We start from the raw sequence: 25,693 nt of genomic DNA, 5'->3' as shown, positions 1-25,693 counted from the left end.
AGCCCGGCGGCTGATCGTTACTCCAAGGTTAATGGTTGCGACGGATCGCCACCTCACAACCACCTCCGCCCGCGCCCCCCGGATATCGACGCAATGCCTCGCGAGCCAGCCGCCGCGCTCCTTGAAACCACTCGGCGGACATCAACCCACCGCGCACGACCGACAGCCGCGCGTGCCCGCCGACCTGCAGCTAAGGTGAAAGCATCCTTCGGCCGCAGCGAGGTCCTGGCCATGGCCAAGCACGGCACCCCTGCCCCGCCGGGGGGCGGTAGCATTCCGCTGCAGGACGCCTCCGCGGACATCTGGGCGCAGAAGTACCGGCTGGTCGAGCCCGACGGCACTCCGGTCGACGCCGACCTCGACGCCACCTGGCGGCGGGTCGCCCGCGCCCTCGCCGACGTGGAGGCGCCCGAGTTGCGCGAGCACTGGTACGCGCAGTTCCTCTGGGCGCTGCGCAACGGCGCCATCCCCGCCGGGCGGATCGTCGCCAATGCCGGCGCCCAGCAGCGCCGGCCGGCCACCTCGACCATCAACTGCACCGTTTCCGCGACCATCGGCGACTCGATGGACGACATCCTCACCAAGCTCCACGAGGCCGGGCTGACCCTCAAGGCCGGCTGCGGTATCGGCTACGAGTTCTCCACCCTGCGCCCGCGCGGCGCGCTGGTTTCCGGCGCCGGCGCGCGCACCAGCGGGCCGCTGTCATTCATGGATATCTTCGACCGCATGTGCTTCACCGTCAGCTCGGCGGGAGGGCGGCGCGGCGCGCAGATGGCCACCTTCGACGTCGCCCACCCGGACGTGCGCGAGTTCATCCGCGCCAAGCGCGAAGACGGCCGCCTGCGCCAGTTCAACCTGAGCCTGCTGATCGGCGACGACTTCATGCAGGCGGTGGAGAACGACGCCGACTGGCCGCTGGTCTTCCCGGTGCACCCGCGCGAGGCGGCCGAGCTGGATCTCGACGATCCGCAGCAGGTGCTCTGGCGCGACTGGCCGCTACACGAGGGCTACCCGGTGCGCGACGACGGCACGGTGGCCTGCAAGGTCTACGGCAAGGTGCGCGCCCGCCACCTGTGGGACATGCTGATGGCCGCCACCTACGACTTCGCCGAGCCGGGCTTCATCCTCATCGACCGGGTCAACCAGCTGAACAACAACTGGTGGTGCGAGGAGATCAGGGCGACCAATCCGTGCGGCGAACAGCCACTGCCCCCCTACGGCGCCTGCCTGCTCGGCTCGGTCAACCTGACCGTGTTCGTCGATGAGCCGTTCAGCGTCAAGGCGCGCTTCGACTGGGAACGTTTCCGCCAGGTGGTGCGCGTGTTCACCCGCCTGCTGGACAACGTGGTGGAACTGAACAACCTGCCGCTGCAGGCGCAGCGCCAGGAGATCCTCGCCAAGCGCCGCCACGGCATGGGCTTTCTCGGCCTCGGCTCGGCGCTGGCCATGCTGCGCCTGCGCTACGACAGCGCCGAGGCCTGCCGCTTCACCGAGGAGGTGGCCCGCGAGCTGGCGCTGGTCGGCTGGCAGGTGGCGCTGGAACTGGCCAGGGAAAAGGGCCCGGCGCCGCTGCTGGCCGAGGAGTTCGAAGTGACGCCACGAATGCTCAGGCAGCGCCCGGAGCTGGCCGTCGACGGCTACCAGGTCGGCGACAAGGTGCCCGGCCGCGTGCTGCACGCGCGCTACTCGCGCTACCTGCAGCGCCTCGCCGAAGTCGCCCCAGAGCTGGTCGCCGCGCTGGCCGAAACCGGCGCGCGCTTCACCCACCACAGCTCCATCGCGCCCACCGGCACCATCAGCCTGAGCCTGGCCAACAACGCCTCCAACGGCATCGAGCCGAGCTTCGCCCACCGCTACGTGCGCAACCTGGTCCGCCCCGGACGCAAGGCCAAGGAGCAGGTCGAGGTGTTCAGCTACGAGCTGCTGGCCTACCGCGCGCTGGTCGATCCGCAGGCAGAGCCGGACAGCGACGACCCAGCGCACCGGCTGCCGGAGTGGTTCGTCAGCGCCGACGACATCGGCCCGACCCAGCACGTCGACATCCAGGCGGCGGCGCAGAAGTGGGTCGACTCGTCGATCTCCAAGACCGCCAACGTGCCCAACGACTACCCGTTCGAGGCGTTCAAGGACATCTACCGCTACGCCTGGCGCCAGGGCCTCAAGGGGTGCACCACCTTCCGCTTCAACCCGGTGGCCTTCCAGGGCGTGCTGGTGCGCGAGGCCGACCTGGAAAACACCCTGTACCGCTTCGAGCTGGACGACGGCAGCGTGGTCGAGCTGCGTGGCAACGAACTGGTCGAGTACGACGGCGAGGTGAACAGCGCCGCCAACCTGTTCGACGCGCTGAAGGAAGGCTATTACGGCAAGTATTGAAAACGCATGCCGGATCATGTGTAGGGAGGGTTAGCCGCAACGCGGAGTAACCCGCCATCGATGCCGTCAGGCATCGCCAGAGACCGGCCTCGCGGCCGGTTGGTGGGTTACGGCCGCTGGCCTAACCCACCCTACCAGCACCACGTGCGCATCGTGAGAACGCCCATGACCGTCAAGATCAGCCAGCGCATCAAGAGCTTCAAGGTGGTCGACCAAAGCCTGCGCCCCGCCGAGGCGGCCGGGCAGCCGCCGGTGCAGCTGGACGAAACCCTGCAGCGCCCGGAGGTGCTGGTCGGCGCCACCTACAAGATCAAGTCGCCGCTGTTCGAGCACGCACTCTACGTGACCATCAACGACATCCTGCTCAACGCCGGCACGCCCTTCGAGCAGCGGCGTCCGTTCGAGATCTTCATCAACTCGAAGAACATGGACCACTTCCAGTGGATCGTCGCCCTCACCCGCATCATGTCCGCGGTGCTGCGCAAGGGCGGCGACTGCACCTTCCTGGTCGAGGAACTCAAGGCGGTGTTCGACCCGCGCGGCGGCTATCTGAAGAAGGGCGGCGTCTACATGCCGTCCATCGTCGCCGAGATCGGCGCCGTGCTGGAGCGCCACCTGATCGCCATCGGCATGCTGCAAGGCCGGCAAACGGACGAAGCGCAGCAGCGCTACCTGGACGAACGCCGCGCCGCCTGGGAGGCCAGCCAGGGCGCCGCGGCGCTGGAACCCGGCGAAGGCTTCCCGCCGGGCGCACAACTGTGCGGCCACTGCCACACCCAGGCGGTGGTGCAACTGGAAGGCTGCGCGACCTGCCTGAACTGCGGGCATAGCAAGTGCGGGTGAGCGGGTTCACGGTCGGTCACGCGGACTCAGCGCAGCCAGCCCACCACGATCGAGCACATGGGTACCCAAACGGAACGCGCCAAGGCGCGCCCTCTGACTGCAACAATGGGCCCGACAATCCAGCGAGGAGAGCACCATGAGCAACGAACAGGTAGCCCCTGAGACGCAAGGTGTCACGGTAGAACTACTGGCGACGGTCGACCTTGGCCCGGAGATCGAAGGCATGGCCGGGCGCCAACTCAGGATGCGCCTGGTGACCATCGCGCCTGGGGGCGTCTTCGGGCCGCTTCACGACCACAAGGACCGGCCAGGCACCGTCTACATCCTGCAGGGCACGATCACCGACCATCGCAATGGCGTCGCCACCGACTATGGGCCGGGCGTGGGCTGGCCCGAGGACAGGAACACCACACACTGGCTGGAGAACCGGGGAACGCTCCCGGCGGTGGAAGTCTCCGTCGATATAGTCAGGCAAGAATAAGCGCAGGCCCGACAGCAACACGGCGGTTCATGATTGGCAGAGTAAGCGAACGTGCTTCGGGCCGCGCTCCAAGGCTTCCAGCCCAGGGCTAGCCGCTGCGAGCAATGCCATACCCCGGCAGTAGTCCGCCTGGAAGGCTGCGCCACCTGCCTGAGTTGCGGGCATAGCCAGTGCGAGTGAGCAGGCTCAAGGCCGGTCCAAAGGACTCAGCACGGCCAGCCCGCCGCGATTGAGCACATGGGTGTAGATCATGGTGGTCTTCACATCCGCATGGCCGAGCAGCTCCTGCACCGTGCGGATGTCCTGCCCGCTTTCCAGCAGGTGAGTGGCGAAGCAGTGCCGCAGGGTATGCGGCGTAGCCGGCTTGTCGATCCCGGTTGCTCGCACGGCCGCCCGGAAAGCCCGCTGCACCCGCTTTTCATCCAGGTGGTGGCGACGCTTCACACCGGAGCGTGGATCGACTGAGTGGTTCGGCGCAGGAAACACATACTGCCACCCCCACTCCTTCGGCGCGTTCGGATACTTGCGTGCCAGGGCAAACGGTAGATAGACCTCGCCGAATCCCTCGGCCAGATCACGCTGATGCAGCGCCTTGACCCAACCGAGGTGCTGCCGCAATGGCTCTACCAGGCGAGCCGGCAACAAGGTGACCCGATCCTTCATGCCCTTGCCATCACGGACGATGATCTCGTTGCGTCCGAAATCCACATCCTTGACCCGCAAACGCATCGCCTCCATCAGGCGCATGCCGGAGCCATACAGCAATCCGGCCACCAGAGCGATCTCCCCGTCGAAACAGGCCAGCAGCCGCTGGGTTTCCTCGCGGGACAAGACGACCGGCAAACGCTCCGGACGTTTCGCACGCACCACTTCACCCAGCCAGGGCAGCTCGATGGCCAACACATGCTTGTAGAGGAACAGCAGCGCGGCCAACGCCTGATTCTGCGTGGACGCCGAAACATTCATATCGACCGCAAGGTGCGATAGAAAGCGCTCCACCTCGGGCGCGCCCATCTCGGCCGGATGGCGCATTTTGTGGAATCGTATGAAGTCCCGCACCCACTTCGCATAGACAGCTTCGGTACGAATCGAATAATGTCTGACACGGATCTGCTCACGTAGCCGATCCAGCAATTTGGGCTTGCCATCCATGGTGTATAACTCCCCGCACAGGCCCCAGCATCCTGCTGGAAGCCGCAGCCTACAAGGGATACATCAGCATCGGCAAGGGATTTTTATACACCAGATGGCGCATTTCGCCGCACCATCTGGCGTCTAATAGTAGTTATGCTCAGGAGCAGTAAGCCCCATGCTGATATGGAAGATTGTATTCTGGGTAACCACAGCACTTATACTTTTCGCAGTCTTCACGCTCCCCTTTGCTTACATCTTCCCTGAGGCAGAGGACATAGCTGCATTGACCATCCAAATTCTTGGGCAATTCTGCATATACGGCTACGCTTATCAAAAAGCCGTCGGAACAAAAAATATAGCGATTGCGGCATTTCTGCTGAATCTCGGCCTCAGCATTTACAGCTTAATTGATGCCGCGCCGTTGCTCCTAGAGATCAAAGAGACCTGGGAAATTATCGCTGCCATCGCAGCTATAAGCATAGCTGTAGCACTATTAATCCCTCTCTATCGCTACTCTTTCAAGTCCGAGCACATATGGGGGCACGCAGCATAACAATGCGCTCAACTATCGCTCACTTCGTTCTCTGGACGTCCAAAAGCTGCGCTTTTGGCCGCCCGTTAGCTTAATCGTTAGGTGTCTATGGGCCACGAACCGAAACGTCACGCCACGCTAGAAGAAATTCTAGCCTCAGCATCAGACGTTCTTTTCCCAGCCGAAATGGGTGAAAAAGTTGTGTCTATCTCCAGCACTGACTGCGATGGTGATACTCCGCTTCATGTCATGGTTTGGCGCGATGATGCCTACGCCGTCAAAGTGCTTCTTGCGGCAGGCGCAGCCCCCAATGCCATCGGAGATATGGGCGAAACCCCACTGCACGTCGCAGTTAGCAAGGGGAATTTCACTATTGCAGACGCTCTTTTGCGGGCAGGTGCCAAGGCAAATATTCGTTCTGAGCTCAACGAAACGGCTCAAGAAAGAGCGATTCGTAAAGGCGGGGAAATTGCCAAGTTATTCGCGCAACTCAACGCCACCTAACATGGCGCTCAACTTCGCTCACTTCGTTCGCTGGACGTCCAAAAGCTGCACTTTTGGCCGCCCGTTAGCTTAATCGTTAGAGCCAAAATCATGAAAACCGTACTCGACCTTTACAATGCAACCAGAGATCGATTCCCAGAGATTACTGAAATTGCCGACAGAATTCATGCAAAAACTTGGGGCGAACCCAGCCCCGAGTTTTCTTACTCCTGGTTCGAAAGTTTGGCAAATGCGCTAAATAACGACATGAACAAATGTGTTAGCGCAGACCATCATATTGAGCTGCTTTTATTTCTTAGCCAGGCACTACACGGCTGTAGCACAGAAATAAAAAACTGCATTGACGTTGCTTTTGTCGAGAATCTTTTCTGGCAAGTTCCTGGAAGCAAAGCAGCCACATACTGGGAAAATCTCCCTGCATCTCTCAAAGAGCTATATATAGGGTTTCACAAACGTGCACCGCTCTAACATACGGTTCAATCCGTTCGCTTCGCTCACTGGGACGTCCGCGTACCGCGGCCGCCCCTTAACCTAAACGTTATATTTCAAGGAGGAACCGTGCAGTTTCCCAACGACGAAAATGGTGACGTTCTCCGCCGGATGCAGAACTCAGGCTTTGACTTCAATAAAGAGCATGTTTTCGACTACTACCATACTTTCGAGTCGAGAACCTCTGCAGAGCAATTTGCAGCGATGCTTCATGGACACAAAATTCACGCCGAGGTACAACCCAACAAGAAAAACCTATGGGATGTGGTCGTTAAAATCATGCACGCACCAACCCATAGTGAAATCACAGAATGGGAAAGTGACCTTGAAGTTGTAGCCAACAAATTCGGCGGCCTGAAAGATGGCTGGGGAGTCATGCAGGAGTGAAACATAACAACACGTATATGGACTCTCCCCACAAGTGGTGAGTAAAGCCTTTCCAACCCTGTCGTCAGTGCGGTTGCATTCGTATATCCGGCCTTCGCTGGGCGTTACCGCCCGGGCCACTCTGTAGTTCGCGCAACGGGGGCCAAGCGTTCAATCGATCACGGGGATCAGAATTGTTATCGGCCTTGTTCCGCTGCAGGACTCGCCTGTTCCGACAGTGTCGCTGTTCACCACAACCACGAGAAAACCGCTTCCTGATTACCTGGCCCGCCGTCAGGCGGGCAGTTTGCTCTGCCAGTCGCCGCTGAAGCGCCGCTCGTGGCACCACACCGCCCAGCAGATCCGTACCAGCTTGTTGGCCAGCGCCACCGCGGCCTTGTTGTGGCCGATCCGCGCCGCCGTCTCCGCCGCCCAGCGTTGCAGCCGGGTCAGGCGTTCCGGGGTATTGGCCTGGCAACGCTGGGCTGCCAGCAGGGCCGCTCGCGCACCATGGATCAGCAGGGTGCGCACGTAGGTGTTGCCCTGCAGGCTGATGTGTCCCAGCTTGCGTCGGTCGCCGCTGCTGAATTCGCGCGGGGTCATGCCCAGCCAGGCGCTCAGCTGGCGGCCATTGGCAAACCGCTCGGGCTGGCCGACCGCGGTTTTCAGGGCGCTGGCGGTCAGCACGCCGATGCCGCTGACCTCGTCGAGCTTGCGCACGATGGCGTCATCGGCATGCCAGCGCTGGAGCTGCTGCTCGCACTCGACCATGCATTGCTCGTAGAGATTGATCTCGGCCAGGACGATGTGCAGCTGGCCGCGCAATGCCGCCACTTCGGGCCGTTCGACCAGTTCGTGAGCCGCCCGAAGAAAGGCCGCCGTCGCCGCCGGCGCCTCGATGCCCATTTCACGGAAGATGCCGCGCAGCAGGTTGATGCGCTGGGTGCGGCTCTTCTTCCAGGTCTCGCGCAGGCCGTGCAGCTGCTGGAGCTGTTGCTGCTCGTGGGTTTTCACCGGCACCGGGTGGATGCCCTTGCAGCGCGCGGCTTCGAGGATGGCGTCGCAGTCGTTGCGGTCGGTCTTGTTGCGCCGCCGGTAGGGGCGCACGTAGCGGGCATGCAGCAGGGTCACCCGATGCCCCAGCGCCTGGGCGAAACGGCCCCAGTAGTGCGCCGTGCCACAGGCTTCCATCAGCCACTCGACCGGTTCGGTCTGCTCCTGTATATATCGACGAAACGCCTCGCGATTCAGCCGCTTGCGCTGACTCACCTACCCGGCACGGACGCTCTCGGCAACTTGGTAAACGGACTTGGCCAAATCCACTGCAATTTGCTTGTACATCGCTGACACCCTCCGAACGCCACTCACGGCACCGCTGGTGCGGGTAAGTGTGGTGCAGGGAGAGTCCATTACAGCACTCAAATCGTTCGCTTCACTCACTGGGACCGGCTAAAGCCGGCCCCTTAGCTTAATCGTTAGCCACACGGAGCAGCCAGGTGCACATTCAAAGCGCTTTGAAATTTGCGGCATTGACCCTTGCCGGTGTGGTCCTTCTTCTTGTCGCTGCAGCTGCTCTCTTCGTTTACTCTCTCGGTCCGCTATGCGTAAACGAACCACTCTTTAGCCTAGGCTCATCAAACGGTGTACATCAGGCTGTTCTCTTCCAGCGGAACTGTGGAGCCACAACGCCTTATAGCCTGCATGTTTCTGTATTATCCTACGGAGCGGAGCTGCCGGATGAAGCGGGAAACGTCCTTATTGTCCGCGATCAAGACCTAATTCCGAGGCTGCACTGGAGTTCGCCCTATAACCTAGTGCTTGAATACCCGGCCTACGCAAATATTTCGCCCATACAAGGTGCTCCTGCGGGCGTTTCTGTTCAGTACCGTGCACTTATTGGGCAGCGGTAATGGCTAACATACGGTTCAAGCCGTTCTCTCCGCTCACTGGGACAGTCAAACGCTGCGCGTTTGCCTGCCCCTTAACCTGAACGTTAGGCATAATTAGCTTTGTAGTTGGTGCAGGCAAGGAAGCCAAAGATCATCTTCTGTTCTCACTTCCTTCCTGCCCCATGGGTTCTGCCCGGCTTCGAGCCTGCGGCAAAATCACCCGGTGGCTGCTTCCGTTCGCCGCAAGGATGTGGCGGTAGCGTGCCTGGTACGGTGGCGGGTTTGGCTGTTTGGCGTGAATCGCTGGCTATTCGTGCATCCGCTTTGGCTTCAATGCCTAACATTCGGTTCAAGTCGTTCGCTTCGCTCACTGGAACGCCCGCGTACCGCGGCCGCCCCTTAACCTAAACGTTAGCCGCCATAGGAGCCGTTATGCCAAGCTGGCACCTCACCAACGCAGATCACCTTGCCGCGGAGAACAAGTACACGTTCTACAAGCCGTCGCGGGAAATCATTGAGCAGGTCGTTCCCGGGGAGGTCGTGAAGTTGATCTTCCAATTCGAAAGCGAAGACCCGGAGGCGCCATCGGCTGAACGTATGTGGGTTCTCGTTGATGAGGTGCTGGGGCAAGGCCGCTTTCGTGGGCGTCTAAACAACGAGCCCAGGCACATCTCAGATCTCAAGCTGGATGAACTGGTGGAGTTCGGGGCGTGTCACATCATCAACACTGAGCATGATGATGACGACAATATTGTCGAGCGGTATATCAAGAGGTGCTTCGTTACCAAGCGGGTGCTCGACGAGGGCCACAAGGTCGGCTATCTCTATCGGGAGGCCCCCGATGAAGAGCGAGACAGTGGTTGGAGGATAACTTCCAACACTGAGTCTGATGAGTACATGGAAGACACAAACAATATCGCCTATGTCTCTCTTGGCGCTGTGCTAAGTCGAGACGATTCCTTCATTGAGTTGCTCGATCAACCAGAAGGATCGGCCTTCATTCGAGACACCGGAACTGGAGCCTTCTCCCGTGTGGCGAATAGCGGCTAACAAATGGTTCAAATCGTTCGCTTCGCTCACTGGGACGGGCTAAAGCCCGCCCCTTAACCAAACGTTAGCCGAATACAATTATGCCTGTTGAACGCGCAGGTAATTTTCTAAGATTTGATGATCTAGGTATTACTCCATCCCTAGGAGTAGAAACAGATCGTCTAACCGCATGTGTCAACGAAGTTAATGAACGAAAAATCAAAGGGCTTTTTGGCTGTCCGGTTTTTGGCTTCAAGCAAGATAATTTTGATTTTTTAGCTGAAACCCCACATATAGAGCAGCTTTGGTTCTGGGAAATAAACTTAAAAAAATTGATGGAATATACAGCCTAAAGAATCTTCGCTATTTCGGTGTCCACGAAAAGAGAGCTGGCATAGATTTTTCGCTGCTTCCAGAAATTGAAAAAATGGTATGGCACCACACGAAGACTGACAAAAATCTGGAGAGCCTTAAGAAAGTTAATAGCTTTGACCTTTGGCACTACAACCCAAAGCATAAAAGTTATGAAGGTCTAGCACTCCCTTCATCCTTGGAAAATCTTGACGTAAACTGGGCAAACCCATCTAGCCTCAAAGGAATTCAAGCCCTACCACAACTAAAGGAAATTCAGTTCCACTACCGCAAGAATCTCTCAAGCCTAAAATGGCTTAACGAAATCGCACCAAATTTAGAAAAAATAGTAATTACCAGGTGCAAAAGTCTGGTCGACACAAGCGAACTTAGTGAATTACAAAAAATTAAATATGCCTACATTAACAATCAGCGAGTAATCAGCTAACAACTGGTTCAAAGCCGTTCGCTTCGCTCACTCGGGACCGGCTAAAACCGGCCCCTTAACCAAACGTTAGAGGGCTACTTCTTGTCTGTAGCAGCGCCTTTTTTTGCCGCCCTTATCGGAAAGCCAATTTCCCATGTTTGGCGAGGCCACGGCTCTGCAATTTTCCTTGAGTTTGGAGAGCTGACTCCAACCACAAGGAGAAATGGGGCGCCAGGCCAGCCTGATGGTGAGTTAACCCTAATGATTGAGTGGAGCTGGCGTATTGAGCGACCGAGGTCAATCCTTGGAGGTAGCTGGAGTTCCGAGGGGCGCTGGCCGGGAATGTTTGAAAAATTAAAAGGAGCTACTGTTTCAGGGGTTCAGGTCAACGGCCAACTTCCTGAGATCTGTGTCGCACTTTCTAATGGTCTTCGCGTAGCATCTTTCATGACAGCGGAGGGGCAACCGGAATGGGCTCTTATCTTACGTCGTCCAAATCTTGGAAGCCTTTTTGTCAAAAGAGGTACTTTGTGTGTTGAGCCACCAACCCCCTAACTATTCCGTCGAGAGGGACCGCCCGCAAGCTGCGCTCGCGGGTTCCCTTCGCGGCTTCGCCGCTACGGCGGCCCCTCACGTCAAACGTTAGGGCATCCTAATGATCGACGACCTTGTTGAGCTTGCGGTTGCTGCTGCAGTTGATGTGGGTATTGATAAAGCTGCAAAGAAACACCGTTGGGCGCGCATCCTTCGAGCGTTTTCCGGCTTACTATTTTTTGCGATTATTGTTGCTGCAATTTACATCACATTCAAATACTCATGAAAATATCACCGCCTTGGCAGCGCTGACTTTTTCTGGCGGTACATCAGCCTAACCCGCCGCTCCAGAGGGACGCTTCGCCGGCAAGCCGGCTACGCGCCCCTGAACTATCACGTTGGGCGTCAATTCTTCGTTGCGGTGACCCGACGTCCGAATTCCGCCAGCTGCCGTCATGCTCACTTGGTTGCCCCGATTAATCCGCACGGTAGAGATAATATCCATGGTGTTACACATACCACGAGAAAGAACATTTGACGCAAAAGCGGCGAAACTGAACTATCTGGACTACGGATCTTCCTCGGACCAACCACTGATCATGCTGCATGGCGGTGCTTGGCGTTGGCAAGAGTACCTCTCGCTGATTCCGAGTTTGGGACAACGATGGCACACCTATGCGTTGGATCTGCGAGGAAATGGCCGATCAGGATGGGTTCCTAACACATATCGTCTGCAGGACTTCGCAGAAGACAACGCTGAATTCGTGAGCCAATTTAACGCGCCCGCGGTGCTGGTGGGACACTCCATCGGGGGTGTAATCGCGCTGATGGTCGCCGCGCGATGCCCAGGCAAGGTGAAGGCCCTGATCATCGAGGATATTCCTCTGACATTGGATAACTACAGGAGAGTCATCGATTCGAGCCGGGACATGTTTGGTCTTTGGCTGGGACTCAAGAAATCGGCAAAATCGGAAAAAGAGTTATCCATGGCGCTGGCGGACGCATACAAGGACCATCCGGGTGTAACCAGTACATGGATATTGTTCTTCGCCGGATGTCTGTGGCAGCTCGACCCCACCTTCTTCAATGCGTTGCTCCACGATTTCGATGGCTTTGTTGGAGGGTATGATTATCAGGACATCCTGTCCAAGATTGATTGTCCGGTACTGTTCCTTCGAGGAGAGAACAAGCTCGGCGCGATAATGACGGATGATGAAATCTCCTGGCTGCAGCATAACTTCAGCAACGTGCAATGTACCCAGATCGAAGGGGTCGGTCACCTCCTGCATCTCCAGGATAGAGGTCAGACACCGGTTCTCGCCGCGATGAGGGCGTTTCTAGAATTCGTCTAGGGGCGGCTATCTTAAGAAGGGCGATGTGTACCTGCCTGAACTGCGGGCACAGCAAGTGCGGGTGAGCCTTGCTCTGCAGGCAGGGCCGACTGCACCCTGCCTGATCGCACAAATTCAGTCGCGCGTCCGACTGAACACGTAGTCATGGGCCTTCTCCGGGGCATGGCAGGCATAGCAGGTGCTCGCTGCGTCGGCGCCGACCACCGGCCGGGTCGGATCACCGCCACCGAAGGCTTCGAAGCCCCAGCCGCCCGTCGCGGCGAACTTCTTCGCATCCTTGAGCATCACGGCTACGTCCTTGCGCGCGCCCTCGGTCACCGCGTTGTCGGCCCGCTTGGCTTCCAGCCGGTCGAAGACGAGCACCGAGCCATCCGGAAAGGTCCCGGCCTTGTAGCCTTCCAGGGCGGACGCGTTGGCATAGATGTGGTGGATGCCCCCGAAGCCATCGAACTGCGGGTGGCCCTGCTCGATCACCATGCTCTTGACGTGATGCCAGTAGCGATAGCCGGTCGGATAGGGCACCTCGGGGTCTGCGGCCAGCACCGCGGAAGCGGGCAGCACGGCCAACAGGGCAAGCAGTAACGGTTTCATGGTGTGTTCCTCGTGGCGGGTCGGCCGGGCCACGCTGCAGCCAGCGCCTGGAACCGACCCGGGATTGCCCGGAAAAGGGCGACCCACCCGGAAAACGGCGGGAATCGCCCTGGAGCACCGTCTCGACGCCCCACAACCGCACCGGCCAGCGCGCGGCAGAAAAAATCACCCGCCTGCTCGTGACCCGCCTGGACACACGCATGCATCGAGTCGATGCTTGAGCAGCGTAGGACCGCCCCAAATCGCTGTCAAAGCAGGCGACCTGGCAGCGCATGGAGTGCGGGTCAATGGGTTACACAAGGAGTACTGCATGGCCATTTCCCCCATCCCGGTGGATCAGCGGGTGATCGATATCGACTCGCGGCGCTTTGCGTCCATAGAAAAAGCCCTGGTCGAATTGATCACCAACGCTGACGACAGCTATGCCCGGCTGGAAAAGGCCGGCTTGCCGGTGACTGGCCAGATCCGCATCCACTATGAGCGGCATCAGACCGGCGCGGTGCTGATGATTGCCGATCAGGCCGAGGGGATGTCCTTCGAGCAGGCCCGCTTCATCCTGACCTATGGCGGAGCGCATAGTCCCTTGGCGCGTGGCGAGGGCGGCGGACGCGGCTATTTCGGTCGCGGCTTGAAGCAGGCCATCTATGGCCTGGGCTACGGCTGGATCGAGACCATCCATGCCGGACGCTTTTCCCGCATCGAGTTGTTTCGCGGCGAGAATGGCGGCTACCTGTATGACGACGGCGACGGCGATCGGCCGGCACGGGAAAAGGATTATGCCCGGCTGGGCGTTACCGAAAACGGCACCAAGGTCACCATCGTCATTGAAAACGCCCTGACCAACATCTCCCACTATCGATCCGTGGTTCAGTCGGTGGCGAACAACGTCTATCTGCGCGATGTGCTGAACCGGCGCACGGTCGAGCTGGTGCATATGCAGCGCGGCAAGGAACTGGAGCGCAGCGGCACCGTGCATTACCAGGAGCCACCCGCCACGCTGCTGCTGGGCCCCGAGCAGGTCGGGCATTTCGTGTATGAGCAACAAAGCTATCCGTTCACCTTCACCCTCAAGCGCGCCCTGGATGCGGAGCTGGCGACCCGGGGCGATGAGCGCACCAATGGTCTGGTTGTCCTGTCCGGCACGGCGGTACTCGATTGCCAACTGTTCGAATATGAAAACCAGGTGGGCACCGAATACCTGTTCGGCACGGTGCATTGCCCGGCCCTGATCGAAAAGCTCGGCCAGGGCGCGGCCATCATCAGCGACGAGCGCGAGGGGCTGAATCACAAGGAGCCCTTTGTGGAGGCGTTCTCCAGGGCGGTCAGCCGCATGATCGCGCCCTGCGTGCTGGCCGAGCGGGAAAAGCTCAAGCATCTGCAGCATGCCAGCGCCTCCGGGCGCACCAGCCAAATGATCGAGCACCTGCTCGAGCGCATGAATCGGGCGGCCATTCAGGATCTGGGCATCAGTCTGCCGCCCCCCGCAGCGGGAGCGAGTACCGTGGACGCGGCGCAACGCCCGGCAGCGCTGCGCTTCACCACGCCGTTCTACTACCGCCAGCCCAACCACCCGTTCCACGTCACCCTGCTGCTCGACCCCGCCCAGCTGGCCAGTGGCGAGGTATTGCACGTCGAATATGCGCTGCCCGACACCCTGCACATCGACCCCGCGCCGACGGCGATTGCGGTTGACGAATTGCACGGCAGTGAGCGGATCGAATGGACGCTGGTCGGAGATGCCGCCGGGGACCGCGGCGAGATCACCGTGCGGGCGGGAACCCATTGGGCCTGGTGCCAGGTGGTGATAGCCGAGCATGCGTCAAGGCATAGCCATGGAGCGGCCGGCCATACCATCAGGCACCGCACGCCTCACGACCATGGCGAGCTGATGTTCACCGGCTACGAGTTCCGCAACCTGGGCAACGAGCTGGACCGCGCGGTCTACAGCCCGGCGGAGCGCAAGATCCTCATCAACACCGAGGCGCCGACCGTGCAGCTGTACGTGGATGGCCGGGGGCATTTCCGCGACTCCGCCCGGCTGCTGCTGGCCGAGCTGTTCATGGATGTGATTTCCGATGAGCTGGCGCGCTTCGCGGTCGAGAAATCGGGCCGGCCAGGCGATGTTGCGGCCTTTCACCGCGCCAAGCTGGACATCATTCGCCGCTACGGCAGCGAGATCCATCTGTCGTTCCTGAGCGGCTGAGGGCCGTAGGAGCCAGCTTGCTGGCGATGCTTTCTTGCTCCAAGAGCATCGCCAGCAAGCTGGCTCCTACCTGACCGCTATCGTCCCGCGCAGACGGGTACGGGCCGCCTACCCGCCGGCCTGCTGCACGAGCACCATCTGCGCCGGCATCGGCGCCGGGAAGCCGGCCTCGCCGAGGGCGTCCTTGATCACCCGGTTGGTGTCGAAGTAGACCTGCCAGTAGTGGTCGTTGTGACAGAAGGGGCGCACCGCCAGCACCGGGCCGACCAGGTTGAACTCGAGGATCTCCACCTCCACCGCCGGGGTGGCCAGCACGTTGTCGAGGGCAGCGATGCGCTCCTTGAGCAGGGCGGCGGCGGCCTTCCAGTCGGCGGCACCGGACAGCTGGGCCTTCAGTTCGACGCGGCGGAACGGGTTGGCCGTGTAGTTGAGGATGTTGTCGCCGAAGATCTTGTTGTTGCCCACCAGGGTCAGCACGTTGTCCGGGGTGGTGATCGCGGTGGCGAACAGGCCGATCTCGGTGACCGTGCCGGTCACCCCGCCGGCGCTGATGAAGTCGCCGACCTTGAACGGGCGCAGGACGATGATGAAGCCACCGGCTGCCAGGTTGGCCAGCAGCCCCGACCAGGCCATGCCGATGGCCAGGCCGACCGCGGCGATCAGCGCGGCGAAGGTGGTGGTCTGCACGCCGAAGTAGCCGAGGATGCCGATCACCAGCAGGATGTTGAGGGTGACTGTGATGAAGGAGCCGAGGTAGCGCAGCACGGTCGGATCGACCTGCTGACGGCCCAGGGTCTTCTGCACCAGGCCGACGGCGAAGCCGATCAGCCAGCGACCGATGACCCAGAAGGCAATGGCGGCAAGAATCTTCACGCCGAAGGCAACGCCGTAGTCGGCGACCAGTTGCCACAGCTGGCTGGCTTTTTCGGTACCGGCGCTGATTAGATTACTTTCGTCCACGGCGGATCACCTGCGCAAAAGGGCTGACCCATGAAACGCTAGCAGTCGCGCGGAAAACCGCTACTCCCGCCGAGTCGCCGGGGCGGCGCACCCTGCGCCGGCAGCCGCCTCGCGACCGCCAGGCCCGCCCCTCACAGCCCCCGCGCCAGCGCCTCTTCCAGCGGCATCACCGTCACGCTGACCTCGGGATCGTGGCTGCCGCCGCCAAGGATGACCCCGCGCAGCGGCGAAACGTCGCCGAAATCGCGGCCCCAGGCCAGGGTGATGTGCTCCAGCGCCGGGATCAGGTTGTTGGTGGGGTCGAAGTCGACCCAGCCCAGGCGCGGGCACCACACCGAAATCCACGCGTGCGAGGCGTCGGCACCGATCAGCCGCGGCCGACCGGGCGGCGGCTGGGTCAGCAGGTAGCCGCTGACGTAGCGCGCCGCCAGGCCACGCGAACGCAGGCAGGCGAGCATCAGGTGGGCGAAGTCCTGGCACACCCCGCGCTTTTCCTCGAGCACCTGCTGCAACGGTGTGGCCACCTGGGTGGCGGCGGCATCGTAGGTGAACTCAGCGAAGATCTTCGCCATCAGCGCCTGCACGGCCAGCAGCAGCGGTCGGCCGGGGACGAAGCAGTCGTCGGCCCAGTCGGAGAAGCTCTGCTTGATGTGCACATAGGGCGACTCGAAGCGATAGCGCGCCGCCTCCAGCTCCTCGGCGCCGAGACGTTTGCCGGAGTAGCTGAGCTCCAGGCGCAGCTGCTCCCAGGCCGGCGAGTCGGCCAGGCGCAGCGCCGGGCGCGGCAGCACCTCGACCTGCAGGCGGGCACCGACCCTGAGTTCCTCATGCGGACGCTCGAAGGCCAGCCGGGTCAGCGGATTGCCGAAGGCATCGAGGCCGTCGACCCGCCGCGTCGGCTCGGGGCTGACGTCGAGTTCGCGACGTGCGCAACGCTGCCACGGACTCGCGCGCGGCCACAGGTGCGCCAGCTGCTGGGCCAGCGACACCGGCCCCTCATAGCGGTAGTGGGTATCGTGAAGAATCCGGTAGTGGGCGCTGCTCATGAGGACTGCACTGCTCATAACGACTGGGTTTGCTGGCTGGCGTCGACGTGCACGAAGAAGCGCAGGCCAAGTTGATCGGAAAGCTGCCCGGCGGCCGCGGCGAGCGCCAACAGGCGCTCGGCCAGTTCGCCCAGGGCATCCGGGTCGCCGGTAGCGGCGAGCGGGTGATACTCCAGGCGCCCCAGATCCCAGGCGGCCAGGCTGGCATCCAATGCCCGCAGGTCGGGCTCGGGCGCCAGCTCGAAGCGCTCGCCGAGGCTGGCCAGCGAGCGTTGCAGCGAGCGCAGCTGGAACAGCACGGCATGCGGATTCTGGGCGTCGAGCACCAGCAGGTCGAGCACCGGGACCAGCTGCGGCGCGGCCAGGTAGCGGGTGCGGTAGGTGATGCTGCTGTTGCCCAGCTCGAGCAGCCAGGCCAGTGCCGACTGGTCCTGGACCGCCGAACCGGCGAGAAAGCCGGCGCCACTCTCGGCAAGGAACTGCAGGCGCTCGATGCGCCGGCCGATCATCAGGAAGCGCCAGCCGTCGTCGCGGGTCATGTCGTCGAGGGCAAAGCCGGACAGCGCGGCCAGCGACATCAGCAGGCGGTCGAGGAAATCGAGCATCTCGCCGGGATCGGCCTCCGCCGCGTCCAGCCCCTGCGCCTCCTTGTGCAGTTCGACCAGCGCCTGCCAGTTCTCCCGCGACAGCTTGCCGCGCACGCTGGCGGCGGCCCACTGCAGCTGCTGCAGGGCGACACGCAGGCTGGCCGGCCATTCCTTGTCGAGCACCGCACGCAGCAGACGCGCCTCCAGGCTGGCATCTTCTTCGCTGGAGGGCGGCAACAGGCCGAGCGTTTCCGCCACCGTCAGCGCCGCGTTGAGAGCCTGCGGATCGTCGTCGTCATCCACATAGCGCGCCAGCAGGATGCGCAGCAGACGCGCACTGCCTTCGCAGCGCTCGCAGTAGCGGCCGAACCAGAACAGGTTTTCCACCACCCGCGACGGCAGGTAGGGGTCGCTGCGCACCACGTCCTTGACGCCCAGCGGACGCACCCATTGCCAGGGTTCGCTGCCGATGTGGCGTTCGCCGAGCACCCAGGTGTCCTTGCTCGCCCCGCCCCATTGCATCGACAGGGTGCGGGCATTGGCACTGGCCGCCACCCGGGTCAGGCCGCCGGGCATCACCCGGTAGCCGTCGGGACCGGCGACGGCGAACACGCGCATGCCGATCGGCCGCGCTTCCAGACGCCCACTCTCCGCCCGCCAGACCGGTGCCTGCGACAGCAGCGGGCGCTCCTGGCCGACATAGGCGTAGGGCCGCTGGCGCAGCCGCTCGGCCAGCGCCGCGCGTTGCCCGGCGTCCAGCTCGGGCCCGAACTGCGCGGCGAACTGCTGCGACGGGAAGGCGGCGCGGATCAGCAGCTCGGGCAGCTTCTCCAATGTTTCCTCCAGCACCGGCGGCTCGCCGCACCACCAGCTGGCGATGGACGGCAGCTGCAGTTCCTCGTCGAGCAGCCGCGCGCAGATCGCCGGCAGGAAGCCCGGCAGCCCCGGCGACTCCAGCACCCCGCTGCCCAGCGCATTGGCCACCAGCACGCGGCCCCGGCGCACCGCATCGAGCAGGCCCGGCACGCCCAGCGCCGAGTCGGTGCGCAGCTCCAGCGGGTCGCAGAAGTCGTCGTCCAGGCGACGCAGCAGCGCATGCACGCGCTTCAGCCCGCCGAGGGTCTTCAGGTAGACGGTGCTGTCGCGCACCGTCAGGTCGCTGCCCTCGACCAGCGGATAGCCGAGCTGGCGCGCCAGGTACAGGTGTTCGAAGTAGGTCTCATTGAAGCGCCCGGGGGTCAGCAGTACCACCAAAGGCGTCTCGCCGTCGCTCGGCGCCTGGCGCGCCAGGGTGTCCTGCAGGGTGCGGAAATAGCCCGCCAGATACTGCACGCGCAGGTCGCGGTACAGGTCGGGAAAGGCCCGCGAGACGATCTGCCGGTTCTCCAGCGCATAGCCGGCCCCAGACGGCGCCTGGGTGCGGTCGGCGGTGACCCACCAGCGACCGTCCGGCGAACGCGCCAGATCCACCGCATAGACGTGCAGCCAGGTGCCACTGGGCGGCTGCAGACCCTGACAGGGCCACAGGTAGTGGTTGTGACCGAACACCAGGTCGGCCGGCAGCAGGCCCTCGGCGAGCAGCTGCTGCGGGCCGTAGATGTCGGCCAGCACGGCGTTGAGCAGACTGGCGCGCTGCGCCACGCCGGCAGCCAGCGCGGTCCACTCCTCGGCCGGAATGATGTTGGGCAGCAGGTCCAGCTCCCACGGGCGGTCGGCGCCGTCCGGCGCGGCGTAGACGTTGTAGGTCACGCCGTTTTCCTGGATCTGCCGGGCCAGCAAGGCCTGGCGCTGGCGCAGCTGTGCCGGGGTGCAGCGCTGCAGATGGGCGAGCAGCTGCCGCCAGTGCGGGCGCACCGCGCCCTTGGCATCGAGCAGTTCGTGATAGGCCGCGGCGCTGCGCGGATAGTCGGCAAGCAGGTCGGACATGGGGTACTCGCTGGACATCCTGTTTTGAAGCATCCCCACACCCGCCCTGGGCCGGGTGGAGCGAGGGTAGCAGCCCCCGCCGCGTCGTGTTCCGCGACCCATGGCGGGGGAGTTCAAGCGTAGGGTGGGTTAGCCGCGCAGCGGCGTAACCCACCAACGATGCCGTCAGGTATCGCCATTGGCCGGCCTTGCGGCCGGTTGGCGGGTTACGGCCGAAGGCCTAACCCAGCCTACGCAGTTCGGTGTCGTTCAAACCCGGCGCAGGTCCAGGGTCATCGGCAGTTCGCGGTTGTCGACCGGCTGCAGCGCACTGACCCGCCCGGGGGTATGGCCGTGACGGAAGAAGCGCGCCAGGCGCCGGCTTTCCGCCTCGTAGGCATTGACCGGCAGGGTCTCGTAGTTGCGCCCGCCCGGATGGGCGACATGGTACTGGCAACCGCCCAGCGATCGCCCCATCCAGGTATCGACCAGGTCGAAGACCAGCGGCGCGTGCACGCCGATGGTCGGCTGCAGGCAGGACGCCGGCTGCCAGGCGCGATAGCGCACGCCACCGACGAACTCGCCGGGCGTGCCGGTCGGGCGCAGCGGCACTGGCACGCCGTTGCAGGTCAGCACGTAGCGGTCCGCGGCCATGCCGCTGACGCGCAGCTGCACGCGCTCCAGCGAGGAGTCGACGTAGCGCACGGTGCCGCCCGGCGCGCCCTCCTCGCCCAGCACGTGCCAGGGCTCCAGCGCCTGGCGCAGCTCCAGGTCGATGCCCTGCACGGCGAAGTCGCCGAGCTTGGGGAAGCGGAAGGCGAAGTGCGGCGCGAACCACTCCGGGCGGATCGCGTAGCCGAACTCGTTGAGCTCGTGCAGCACGTCGTGGAAGTCCTGCTCGACGAAGTGCGGCAGGAGGAAACGGTCGTGCAGCTCGGTGCCCCAGCGCACCAGGCGCTGCGGACGGTAGGGCTCATGCCAGACGCGTGCGACCAGCGCGCGCAGCAGCACCTGCTGGGCCAGGCTCATGCGCGCGTGGGGCGGCATCTCGAAGCCGCGCAGTTCGAGCAGGCCGAGACGGCCGCTGCTCGAGTCCGGCGAGTACAGCTTGTCGATGCAGAACTCGGCGCGGTGGGTGTTGCCGCTGACGTCCACCAGCAGGTGGCGCAGCAGACGGTCGACCAGCCACGGCGGACAGTCGACGCCCGGCTCGGGCATCTGCGCGAAGGCGATCTCCAGTTCGTACAGAGCGTCGTTGCGCGCCTCGTCCACCCTTGGGGCCTGCGAAGTCGGGCCGATGAACAGGCCGCTGAACAGGTAGGACAGCGACGGGTGGTTGTGCCAGTAGCTGATAAGGCTGCGCAGCAGGTCCGGGCGGCGCAGGAACGGCGAGTCGCCCGGCGTGGCGCCGCCAAGCACGAAGTGGTTGCCGCCGCCGGTGCCGGTGTGGCGACCGTCGATCATGAACTTCTCGCTGGACAGCCGGGTCAGCCGCGCCGCCTCGTAGAGGAATTCGGTGCGCTCAACCAGCTCGTCCCAGCTGGCCGCCGGGTGGATGTTCACCTCGATCACACCCGGATCGGGGGTGACGCGGAAGTGGCTGAGACGCGGGTCGGCAGGCGGCTCGTAGCCTTCCAGCAGCACCGGGCAGCGCAGCTCGGCGGCGGTGGCCTCGATGGCGGCGACCAGCTCCAGGTAGTCCTCGAGGCGCGACAGCGGCGGCAGGAACAGGTACAGGCGACCGTCACGCGGTTCGGCGCACAGCGCGGTGCGCACGATGTCGGCGGCGGACTCGAAAGGCGCCGGGGCGGCTGCAGTCAGCTTATCGGTCTTGTCGGTCGGGTCCGCCTTGCGGCCGCGCGCCGGCTTGGCCGGCGCCTGCAGCTGCTGCTCGATGGCCCGGCTGTCGGGCAGCGCCGCGAACGCCTGGTTGGGATCGGCAGCCTGCACGTAGGGGTAGTCGCTTTCGCGCACCCAGGGCTGCGCGTCCAGCGGCAGGCGATAGCCCAGCGGCGAGTCGCCGGGCACCAAGCGGCAGTGCTCGTCGCGCAGGAACCAGGAACCGCTCATCCAGCGTGTGCCATCGTCGCTGCGCGCCAGCGGCAGCACATGGCCGATCACCGCGCCGAGCCCGGCGCTGAACACCTTGCGCAGGCGCTCGCGCTCCAGCGGGTCACCCAGCCGTGCGTCTTCCGGGGTGACGTTGCTCGGCAGGTTGCGTTCGCGCCACAGGTAATACAGCCAGTCCTCGTGGGCGGGGAAGACATGCTCGGCGGACAGCCCCAGGTAGCCGCCGAGGGTGTCGAGAAAGCGCGCGGCCAGGGCGGCATCGGCGCCGTAGTCCTGGGACTCGTCGGCCAGCAGCGCGGCATCGCGCCAGACCGGCTGGCCGTCCCTGCGCCAGAAGCAGTTTAGCGACCAGCGCGGCAGCTGCTCGCCGGGATACCACTTGCCCTGGCCGAAGTGCACCAGCGCCTGCGGGGCGTAGTGCTCGCGCAGACGGTGGAACAGCTCGGCGGCCAGACGACGCTTGTTAGGCCCCAGCGCGGCGGTGTTCCACTCGGCGTCGTCCGGGTAGTCGATGGCCACGAAGGTCGGCTCGCCGCCCATGGTCAGGCGCACGTCGGCACTGGCGAGGTCGGCGTCGACCTCGCGGCCGAGTTCGTCGATGGCCTGCCACTGCGCCTCGCTGTACGGCCTGGTGACCCGCGGTGCTTCCCAGACGCGCTCCACGCGCATCTCGTGGGAAAACTCGCACTCGCACGGATCGACGCCACCGCTGATCGGCGCCGCCGAGGACGGCTCGGGGCTGCAGGCCAGCGGAATGTGGCCCTCGCCGGCGAACAGACCGGAGGTGGGATCGAGGCCGATCCAGCCGGCGCCCGGCAGGTACACCTCGCACCAGGCGTGCAGGTCGGTGAAGTCCACCTCGGTGCCGGACGGGCCGTCGAGGGCCTTGACGTCGGCGGTGAGCTGGATCAGGTAGCCGGAGACGAAGCGCGCCGCCAGGCCGAGGTGGCGCAGCAGCTGCACCAGCAGCCAGGCCGAGTCGCGGCAGGAACCGGAGGCCTTGTGCAGGGTTTCCTCGGGCGTCTGCACGCCCGGTTCGAGGCGGATCAGGTAGCCGATGTCGGCGGACAGGCGCTGGTTGAGCGCCACCAGGAAGTCGGCGCTGGGCGTCGGCGTGCGCTCGATGCCGGCCAGGTACTTGGCGAACCGCGGGGTGGCCGGCAGGGTCGCCAGGTAGGGCGCCAGCTCCAGGCGCTCGCCGGCGGTGTAGGCGAAGGGGATCTTCTCGGCGTAGGGCTCGAGGAAGAAGTCGAAGGGGTTGAACACCGCCATCTCGGCAACCAGATCGACCTCGATCTTCAGCTCACCGGTCTTCTCCGGGAACACCAGACGCGCCAGGTAGTTGCCCTGCGGGTCCTGCTGCCAGTTGATGAAGTGCTCGCCCGGCGCCACCTTCAACGCGTAGGAAAGGATACGGGTACGGCTGTGCGGTGCCGGGCGCAGACGGACGATCTGCGGGCCGAGGTTGACCTGGCGGTCGTAGCGGTAATGGGTGACGTGATGCAGTGCGACATGAATCGACACAGCGAACTCCTGCGAGCCTGAACGATAAGCGGACTACGCAAGAGTTGTGCCGAGGTTCACAAGCCGGCCTTTCCGGTGGTGCGGCAGCTGTTTCCGCACCAGGATGAGGCGACTGGCGAAAAAAGCGCAGCGCCGTGCACGCTTTGCGCGCAGCCCTCAGACGGCCAATGCCAGGACTACCAGCACCGCGCACTCCAGCAGCTCCAGCACGGCCCCGGCGGTATCGCCGGTGGTGCCGCCCAGGCGCTGCAACAGCGCACGCCGGCACAGGGCGAACAGCAGCGCCGCGCCGAGCAGCGCCAGCAGACCGCTCCAGCCGCACAGCAGCGTCGCCAGCAGCACCGCCAGCAACACACGCCAGCCGGCCGGTGCCGGCAGGTGCGCGGCCATCGCGCTGCCCAGCCCGCCCTGGCGCACATAGGGCGTACCGAGGAACAGCAGCAGCAAGGCGCTGCGCCCGAGCAGCGGCGCCAGCAGCAGGGCCAGCCACTGCCCGCTGTCCATCAGCGCCCACAGCGCGACGAACTTGAGCAGCAAGACCAGCAGCAGGGTCACCACCGCGATCGGCCCGCAGCAGGGATCCTTCATGATCGCCAGGGTGCGCTCGCGCTCGCCATAGCCGCCGACCCAGGCATCCGCCGTGTCGGCCAGACCGTCCAGATGCAGACCACCGCTGGCCAGCACCCACAGCGCCAGCAGCAGCGCCGCGGCCAGCGGCGCAAACGCGCCCGAGAGCAGCCAGGCGGCAGCGAGCAGCACGCCGCCTAGGCCCAGGCCGACCAGCGGATACCACAGCAGCGAACGGCCGAGTTGTTCGGGCTCGGGCATGCCGGGCAGGCGAATCGGCAGACGGGTGAGAAATTGCAGGGCGATGAGCAGGGGCAGCGGGATGTTCACGCGGGACTTCCGGAAGGGGGATGAGTGCGGGGGCGCCACCATACCCCCAAGCGGCCGAATGCACCAAACGCACCAGCCCGGTGCACAAGCACGCCGAACGCACCCCCGCCGGGCCTGCGGACGCCTCGCCAGCCAAGGCCAGACTCGCCGCAGGCCCCGCCAGCTGCGGCCCGACGAAAACTGGCACGCCCTTCGCTACGCAAACAGCGCAACAGGAAATTTGTGCAGGAGCTGCCCAGGGATCGGGTTAGCGGCAACACCAGCGGTAAAAATGGCTGACTAGGGTTCCGGCTCGTCGATCAACAGGATCGCGAGTGGCTGGTCCGAGAGTTGGCGACCTCCAGCGAGGTTACACGGCGGGACAAAAGCCCGGGAGACGACGCGCTTACCCAGCCCGGGTACGCCGCGGCTCCTGCCCGCCCAACCCAACCGGAGGTACTCCATGCGCAAGCCCCGTCTGTTCGCCGCCCTCGCCGCCAGCCTCGCCGCCGCCATCAGCTTCGGCGCCCATGCGGCACCGAAGGAGCAATTCAACGTCTGCTGGACCATCTATGCCGGCTGGATGCCGTGGGAATACGGCGCCACCCAGGGCATCGTCAACAAGTGGGCGAAGAAGTACGACATCGACATCAACGTCGTGCAGCTCAACGACTATGTCGAGTCGATCAACCAGTACACCGCCGGTGGCTTCGACGGCTGCACCATGACCAACATGGATGCGCTGACCATTCCTGCCGCCGGCGGCGTCGACTCCACCGCGCTGATCGTCGGCGACTTCTCCAACGGCAACGACGGCATCGTGCTCAAGGGCGAGAACAAGACCCTCGCCGACCTCAAGGGCACGCCGGTCAACCTGGTCGAGCTGTCCGTCTCCCACTACCTGCTGGCCCGCGGCCTGGAACGCGCCGGTCTGAGCGAGAAGGACCTCAAGGTGATCAACACCTCCGACGCCGACCTGGTCGCCGCCTTCGCCAGCGACGACGTCAAGGCGGTGACCACCTGGAACCCGCTGCTCGCCGAAGTCGCCGCCACGCCCGGGGTTTCCAAGGTGTTCGACTCCAGCCAGATTCCCGGCGAGATCATCGACCTGATGGTGGTCAACAGCGAGACGCTCAAGGACAACCCGGCCTTCGGCAAGGCGCTGACCGGCGCCTGGTACGAAATCATGGCCACCATGGCTGCCGACACGGCCGCAGGCAAGGCCACCCGCGAGCACATGGCCAAGGCCTCCGGCACCGACCTGGCCGGCTTCGAGGCGCAGCTGGCCGCCACCAAGATGTTCTTTTCGGCCCAGGATGCCGTGGCCTTCGCCACCAGCGGCCGCCTGCCGGAAACCATGCGCAAGGTGGCCGACTTCTCCTTCGCCCACGGCCTGCTCGGCGAGGGCGCGCAGAGTTCCGGCGCCATCGGCATGAGCTTCGCCGGCGGAGTGACCACCGGCAACGCGGACAACCTCAAGCTGCGCTTCGACCCGAGCTACATGCAGATGGCGGCGGACGGGAAGCTCTGACGCTCCAGGTAGGGTGCGCCATGCGCACCGACAGGCCTTCGCGCCCGAATTTCATGGTGCGCGTGGCGCACCCTACCGTCGCTCACGCCTGCCATG

General features: G+C 63.6%; 21 protein-coding genes, 1 pseudogene and 1 riboswitch. Of the genes and pseudogenes, 14 read left to right on the top strand and 8 right to left on the bottom strand.

The window, feature by feature from the left end; translation table 11 throughout:
• Positions 1 to 231: 231 nt before the first annotated feature.
• The 3 genes from KRX52_RS08700 to KRX52_RS08690 all read left to right on the top strand — a co-directional run bounded on the left by KRX52_RS08700 (position 232) and on the right by KRX52_RS08690 (position 3,697).
• Positions 232 to 2,373 (top strand): adenosylcobalamin-dependent ribonucleoside-diphosphate reductase, encoded by a 2,142-nt coding sequence (locus tag KRX52_RS08700; RefSeq protein ID WP_217681537.1) that lies wholly within the window; start codon positions 232 to 234, stop codon positions 2,371 to 2,373.
• Between the two features lie 165 nt (positions 2,374 to 2,538).
• On the top strand, positions 2,539 to 3,216 hold the full coding sequence (locus KRX52_RS08695; RefSeq protein WP_217681343.1) for a TSCPD domain-containing protein: 678 nt from the start codon (positions 2,539 to 2,541) through the stop codon (positions 3,214 to 3,216).
• A 136-nt stretch (positions 3,217 to 3,352) separates the two neighbouring features.
• Positions 3,353 to 3,697, top strand: a complete 345-nt coding sequence (locus KRX52_RS08690; protein ID WP_217681342.1) for a cupin domain-containing protein — start codon at positions 3,353 to 3,355, stop codon at positions 3,695 to 3,697.
• Between the two features lie 186 nt (positions 3,698 to 3,883).
• Here KRX52_RS08690 and KRX52_RS08685 read toward each other — a convergent pair whose 3' ends face one another.
• Entirely contained in the window at positions 3,884 to 4,849 is a 966-nt protein-coding gene (locus KRX52_RS08685; protein ID WP_217681341.1) for an integron integrase, read from the bottom strand.
• Between the two features lie 157 nt (positions 4,850 to 5,006).
• On the opposite strand from KRX52_RS08685, the gene KRX52_RS08680 reads away from it, so the two are divergent.
• From KRX52_RS08680 to KRX52_RS08665, 4 genes are all read left to right on the top strand, one after another.
• Positions 5,007 to 5,384 (top strand): hypothetical protein, encoded by a 378-nt coding sequence (locus KRX52_RS08680; protein WP_217681340.1) that lies wholly within the window; start codon positions 5,007 to 5,009, stop codon positions 5,382 to 5,384.
• Positions 5,385 to 5,471: 87 nt separating this feature from the next.
• Positions 5,472 to 5,867, top strand: coding sequence for an ankyrin repeat domain-containing protein (locus KRX52_RS08675; protein ID WP_217681339.1), 396 nt, complete (start codon positions 5,472 to 5,474; stop codon positions 5,865 to 5,867).
• A gap of 90 nt (positions 5,868 to 5,957) precedes the next feature.
• Positions 5,958 to 6,335, top strand: a complete 378-nt coding sequence (locus KRX52_RS08670; RefSeq protein ID WP_217681338.1) for a DUF7674 family protein — start codon at positions 5,958 to 5,960, stop codon at positions 6,333 to 6,335.
• Positions 6,336 to 6,425: 90 nt separating this feature from the next.
• Entirely contained in the window at positions 6,426 to 6,743 is a 318-nt protein-coding gene (locus KRX52_RS08665; protein WP_217681337.1) for a ribonuclease E inhibitor RraB, read from the top strand.
• Between the two features lie 273 nt (positions 6,744 to 7,016).
• Here KRX52_RS08665 and KRX52_RS08660 read toward each other — a convergent pair.
• Positions 7,017 to 8,063: pseudogene (locus KRX52_RS08660) on the bottom strand (IS110 family RNA-guided transposase).
• Positions 8,064 to 9,043: 980 nt separating this feature from the next.
• Between KRX52_RS08660 and KRX52_RS08655 the strand changes: the two are divergent.
• The 5 genes from KRX52_RS08655 to KRX52_RS08635 all read left to right on the top strand — a co-directional run bounded on the left by KRX52_RS08655 (position 9,044) and on the right by KRX52_RS08635 (position 12,304).
• Positions 9,044 to 9,661 carry an immunity protein Imm33 domain-containing protein gene (locus KRX52_RS08655; RefSeq protein WP_217681336.1) on the top strand — a complete coding sequence of 206 codons (618 nt, stop codon included), beginning with the start codon at positions 9,044 to 9,046 and terminating at the stop codon, positions 9,659 to 9,661.
• Positions 9,662 to 9,741: 80 nt separating this feature from the next.
• The gene (locus tag KRX52_RS08650; RefSeq protein WP_217681335.1) at positions 9,742 to 9,993 is read left to right on the top strand and encodes a hypothetical protein; all 252 of its coding nucleotides are present in this window, start codon (positions 9,742 to 9,744) and stop codon (positions 9,991 to 9,993) included.
• Positions 9,945 to 10,439 carry a hypothetical protein gene (locus tag KRX52_RS08645; RefSeq protein WP_217681334.1) on the top strand — a complete coding sequence of 165 codons (495 nt, stop codon included), beginning with the start codon at positions 9,945 to 9,947 and terminating at the stop codon, positions 10,437 to 10,439. Before KRX52_RS08650 ends, KRX52_RS08645 begins: the two co-directional genes overlap by 49 nt.
• 634 nt (positions 10,440 to 11,073) lie before the next feature.
• Positions 11,074 to 11,238 carry a hypothetical protein gene (locus KRX52_RS08640; protein WP_217681333.1) on the top strand — a complete coding sequence of 55 codons (165 nt, stop codon included), beginning with the start codon at positions 11,074 to 11,076 and terminating at the stop codon, positions 11,236 to 11,238.
• A 217-nt stretch (positions 11,239 to 11,455) separates the two neighbouring features.
• Complete coding sequence (locus KRX52_RS08635; RefSeq protein ID WP_217681332.1) at positions 11,456 to 12,304, top strand: alpha/beta fold hydrolase; 849 nt, start codon at positions 11,456 to 11,458, stop codon at positions 12,302 to 12,304.
• 114 nt (positions 12,305 to 12,418) lie between these two features.
• Here KRX52_RS08635 and KRX52_RS08630 read toward each other — a convergent pair whose 3' ends face one another.
• Positions 12,419 to 12,895, bottom strand: coding sequence for a cytochrome P460 family protein (locus tag KRX52_RS08630; protein ID WP_217681331.1), 477 nt, complete (start codon positions 12,893 to 12,895; stop codon positions 12,419 to 12,421).
• 310 nt (positions 12,896 to 13,205) lie between these two features.
• Between KRX52_RS08630 and KRX52_RS08625 the strand changes: the two genes are divergently transcribed.
• Positions 13,206 to 15,098, top strand: coding sequence for an ATP-binding protein (locus tag KRX52_RS08625; RefSeq protein WP_217681330.1), 1,893 nt, complete (start codon positions 13,206 to 13,208; stop codon positions 15,096 to 15,098).
• 108 nt (positions 15,099 to 15,206) lie between these two features.
• Here KRX52_RS08625 and KRX52_RS08620 read toward each other — a convergent pair whose 3' ends face one another.
• From KRX52_RS08620 to KRX52_RS08600, 5 genes are all read right to left on the bottom strand, one after another.
• Complete coding sequence (locus tag KRX52_RS08620) at positions 15,207 to 16,058, bottom strand: mechanosensitive ion channel family protein (RefSeq protein WP_217681329.1); 852 nt, start codon at positions 16,056 to 16,058, stop codon at positions 15,207 to 15,209.
• Between the two features lie 131 nt (positions 16,059 to 16,189).
• Positions 16,190 to 17,104 carry a transglutaminase family protein gene (locus tag KRX52_RS08615; RefSeq protein ID WP_217681328.1) on the bottom strand — a complete coding sequence of 305 codons (915 nt, stop codon included), beginning with the start codon at positions 17,102 to 17,104 and terminating at the stop codon, positions 16,190 to 16,192.
• A 14-nt stretch (positions 17,105 to 17,118) separates the two neighbouring features.
• Positions 17,119 to 19,617, bottom strand: coding sequence for a circularly permuted type 2 ATP-grasp protein (locus tag KRX52_RS08610; RefSeq protein ID WP_217681327.1), 2,499 nt, complete (start codon positions 19,615 to 19,617; stop codon positions 17,119 to 17,121).
• Positions 19,618 to 19,866: 249 nt separating this feature from the next.
• A complete protein-coding gene (locus KRX52_RS08605; protein WP_217681326.1) occupies positions 19,867 to 23,190 on the bottom strand; it encodes a transglutaminase family protein in 3,324 nt (1,107 codons plus the stop codon).
• A gap of 156 nt (positions 23,191 to 23,346) precedes the next feature.
• The gene (locus tag KRX52_RS08600) at positions 23,347 to 24,087 is read right to left on the bottom strand and encodes an adenosylcobinamide-GDP ribazoletransferase (protein ID WP_367890526.1); all 741 of its coding nucleotides are present in this window, start codon (positions 24,085 to 24,087) and stop codon (positions 23,347 to 23,349) included.
• 268 nt (positions 24,088 to 24,355) lie between these two features.
• Positions 24,356 to 24,465, top strand: a riboswitch (guanidine-I (ykkC/yxkD leader).
• Positions 24,466 to 24,529: 64 nt separating this feature from the next.
• Between KRX52_RS08600 and KRX52_RS08595 the strand changes: the two genes are divergently transcribed.
• A complete protein-coding gene (locus KRX52_RS08595) occupies positions 24,530 to 25,597 on the top strand; it encodes a putative urea ABC transporter substrate-binding protein (protein ID WP_217681324.1) in 1,068 nt (355 codons plus the stop codon).
• Positions 25,598 to 25,693: the final 96 nt, after the last annotated feature.

It is taken from the genome of Geopseudomonas aromaticivorans (genome assembly GCF_019097855.1).
Classification (GTDB): domain Bacteria; phylum Pseudomonadota; class Gammaproteobacteria; order Pseudomonadales; family Pseudomonadaceae; genus Geopseudomonas; species Geopseudomonas aromaticivorans.
The sequence above is the reverse complement of the archived record's forward strand: the minus strand, read 5'-3'. Positions and strand labels throughout refer to the sequence as shown.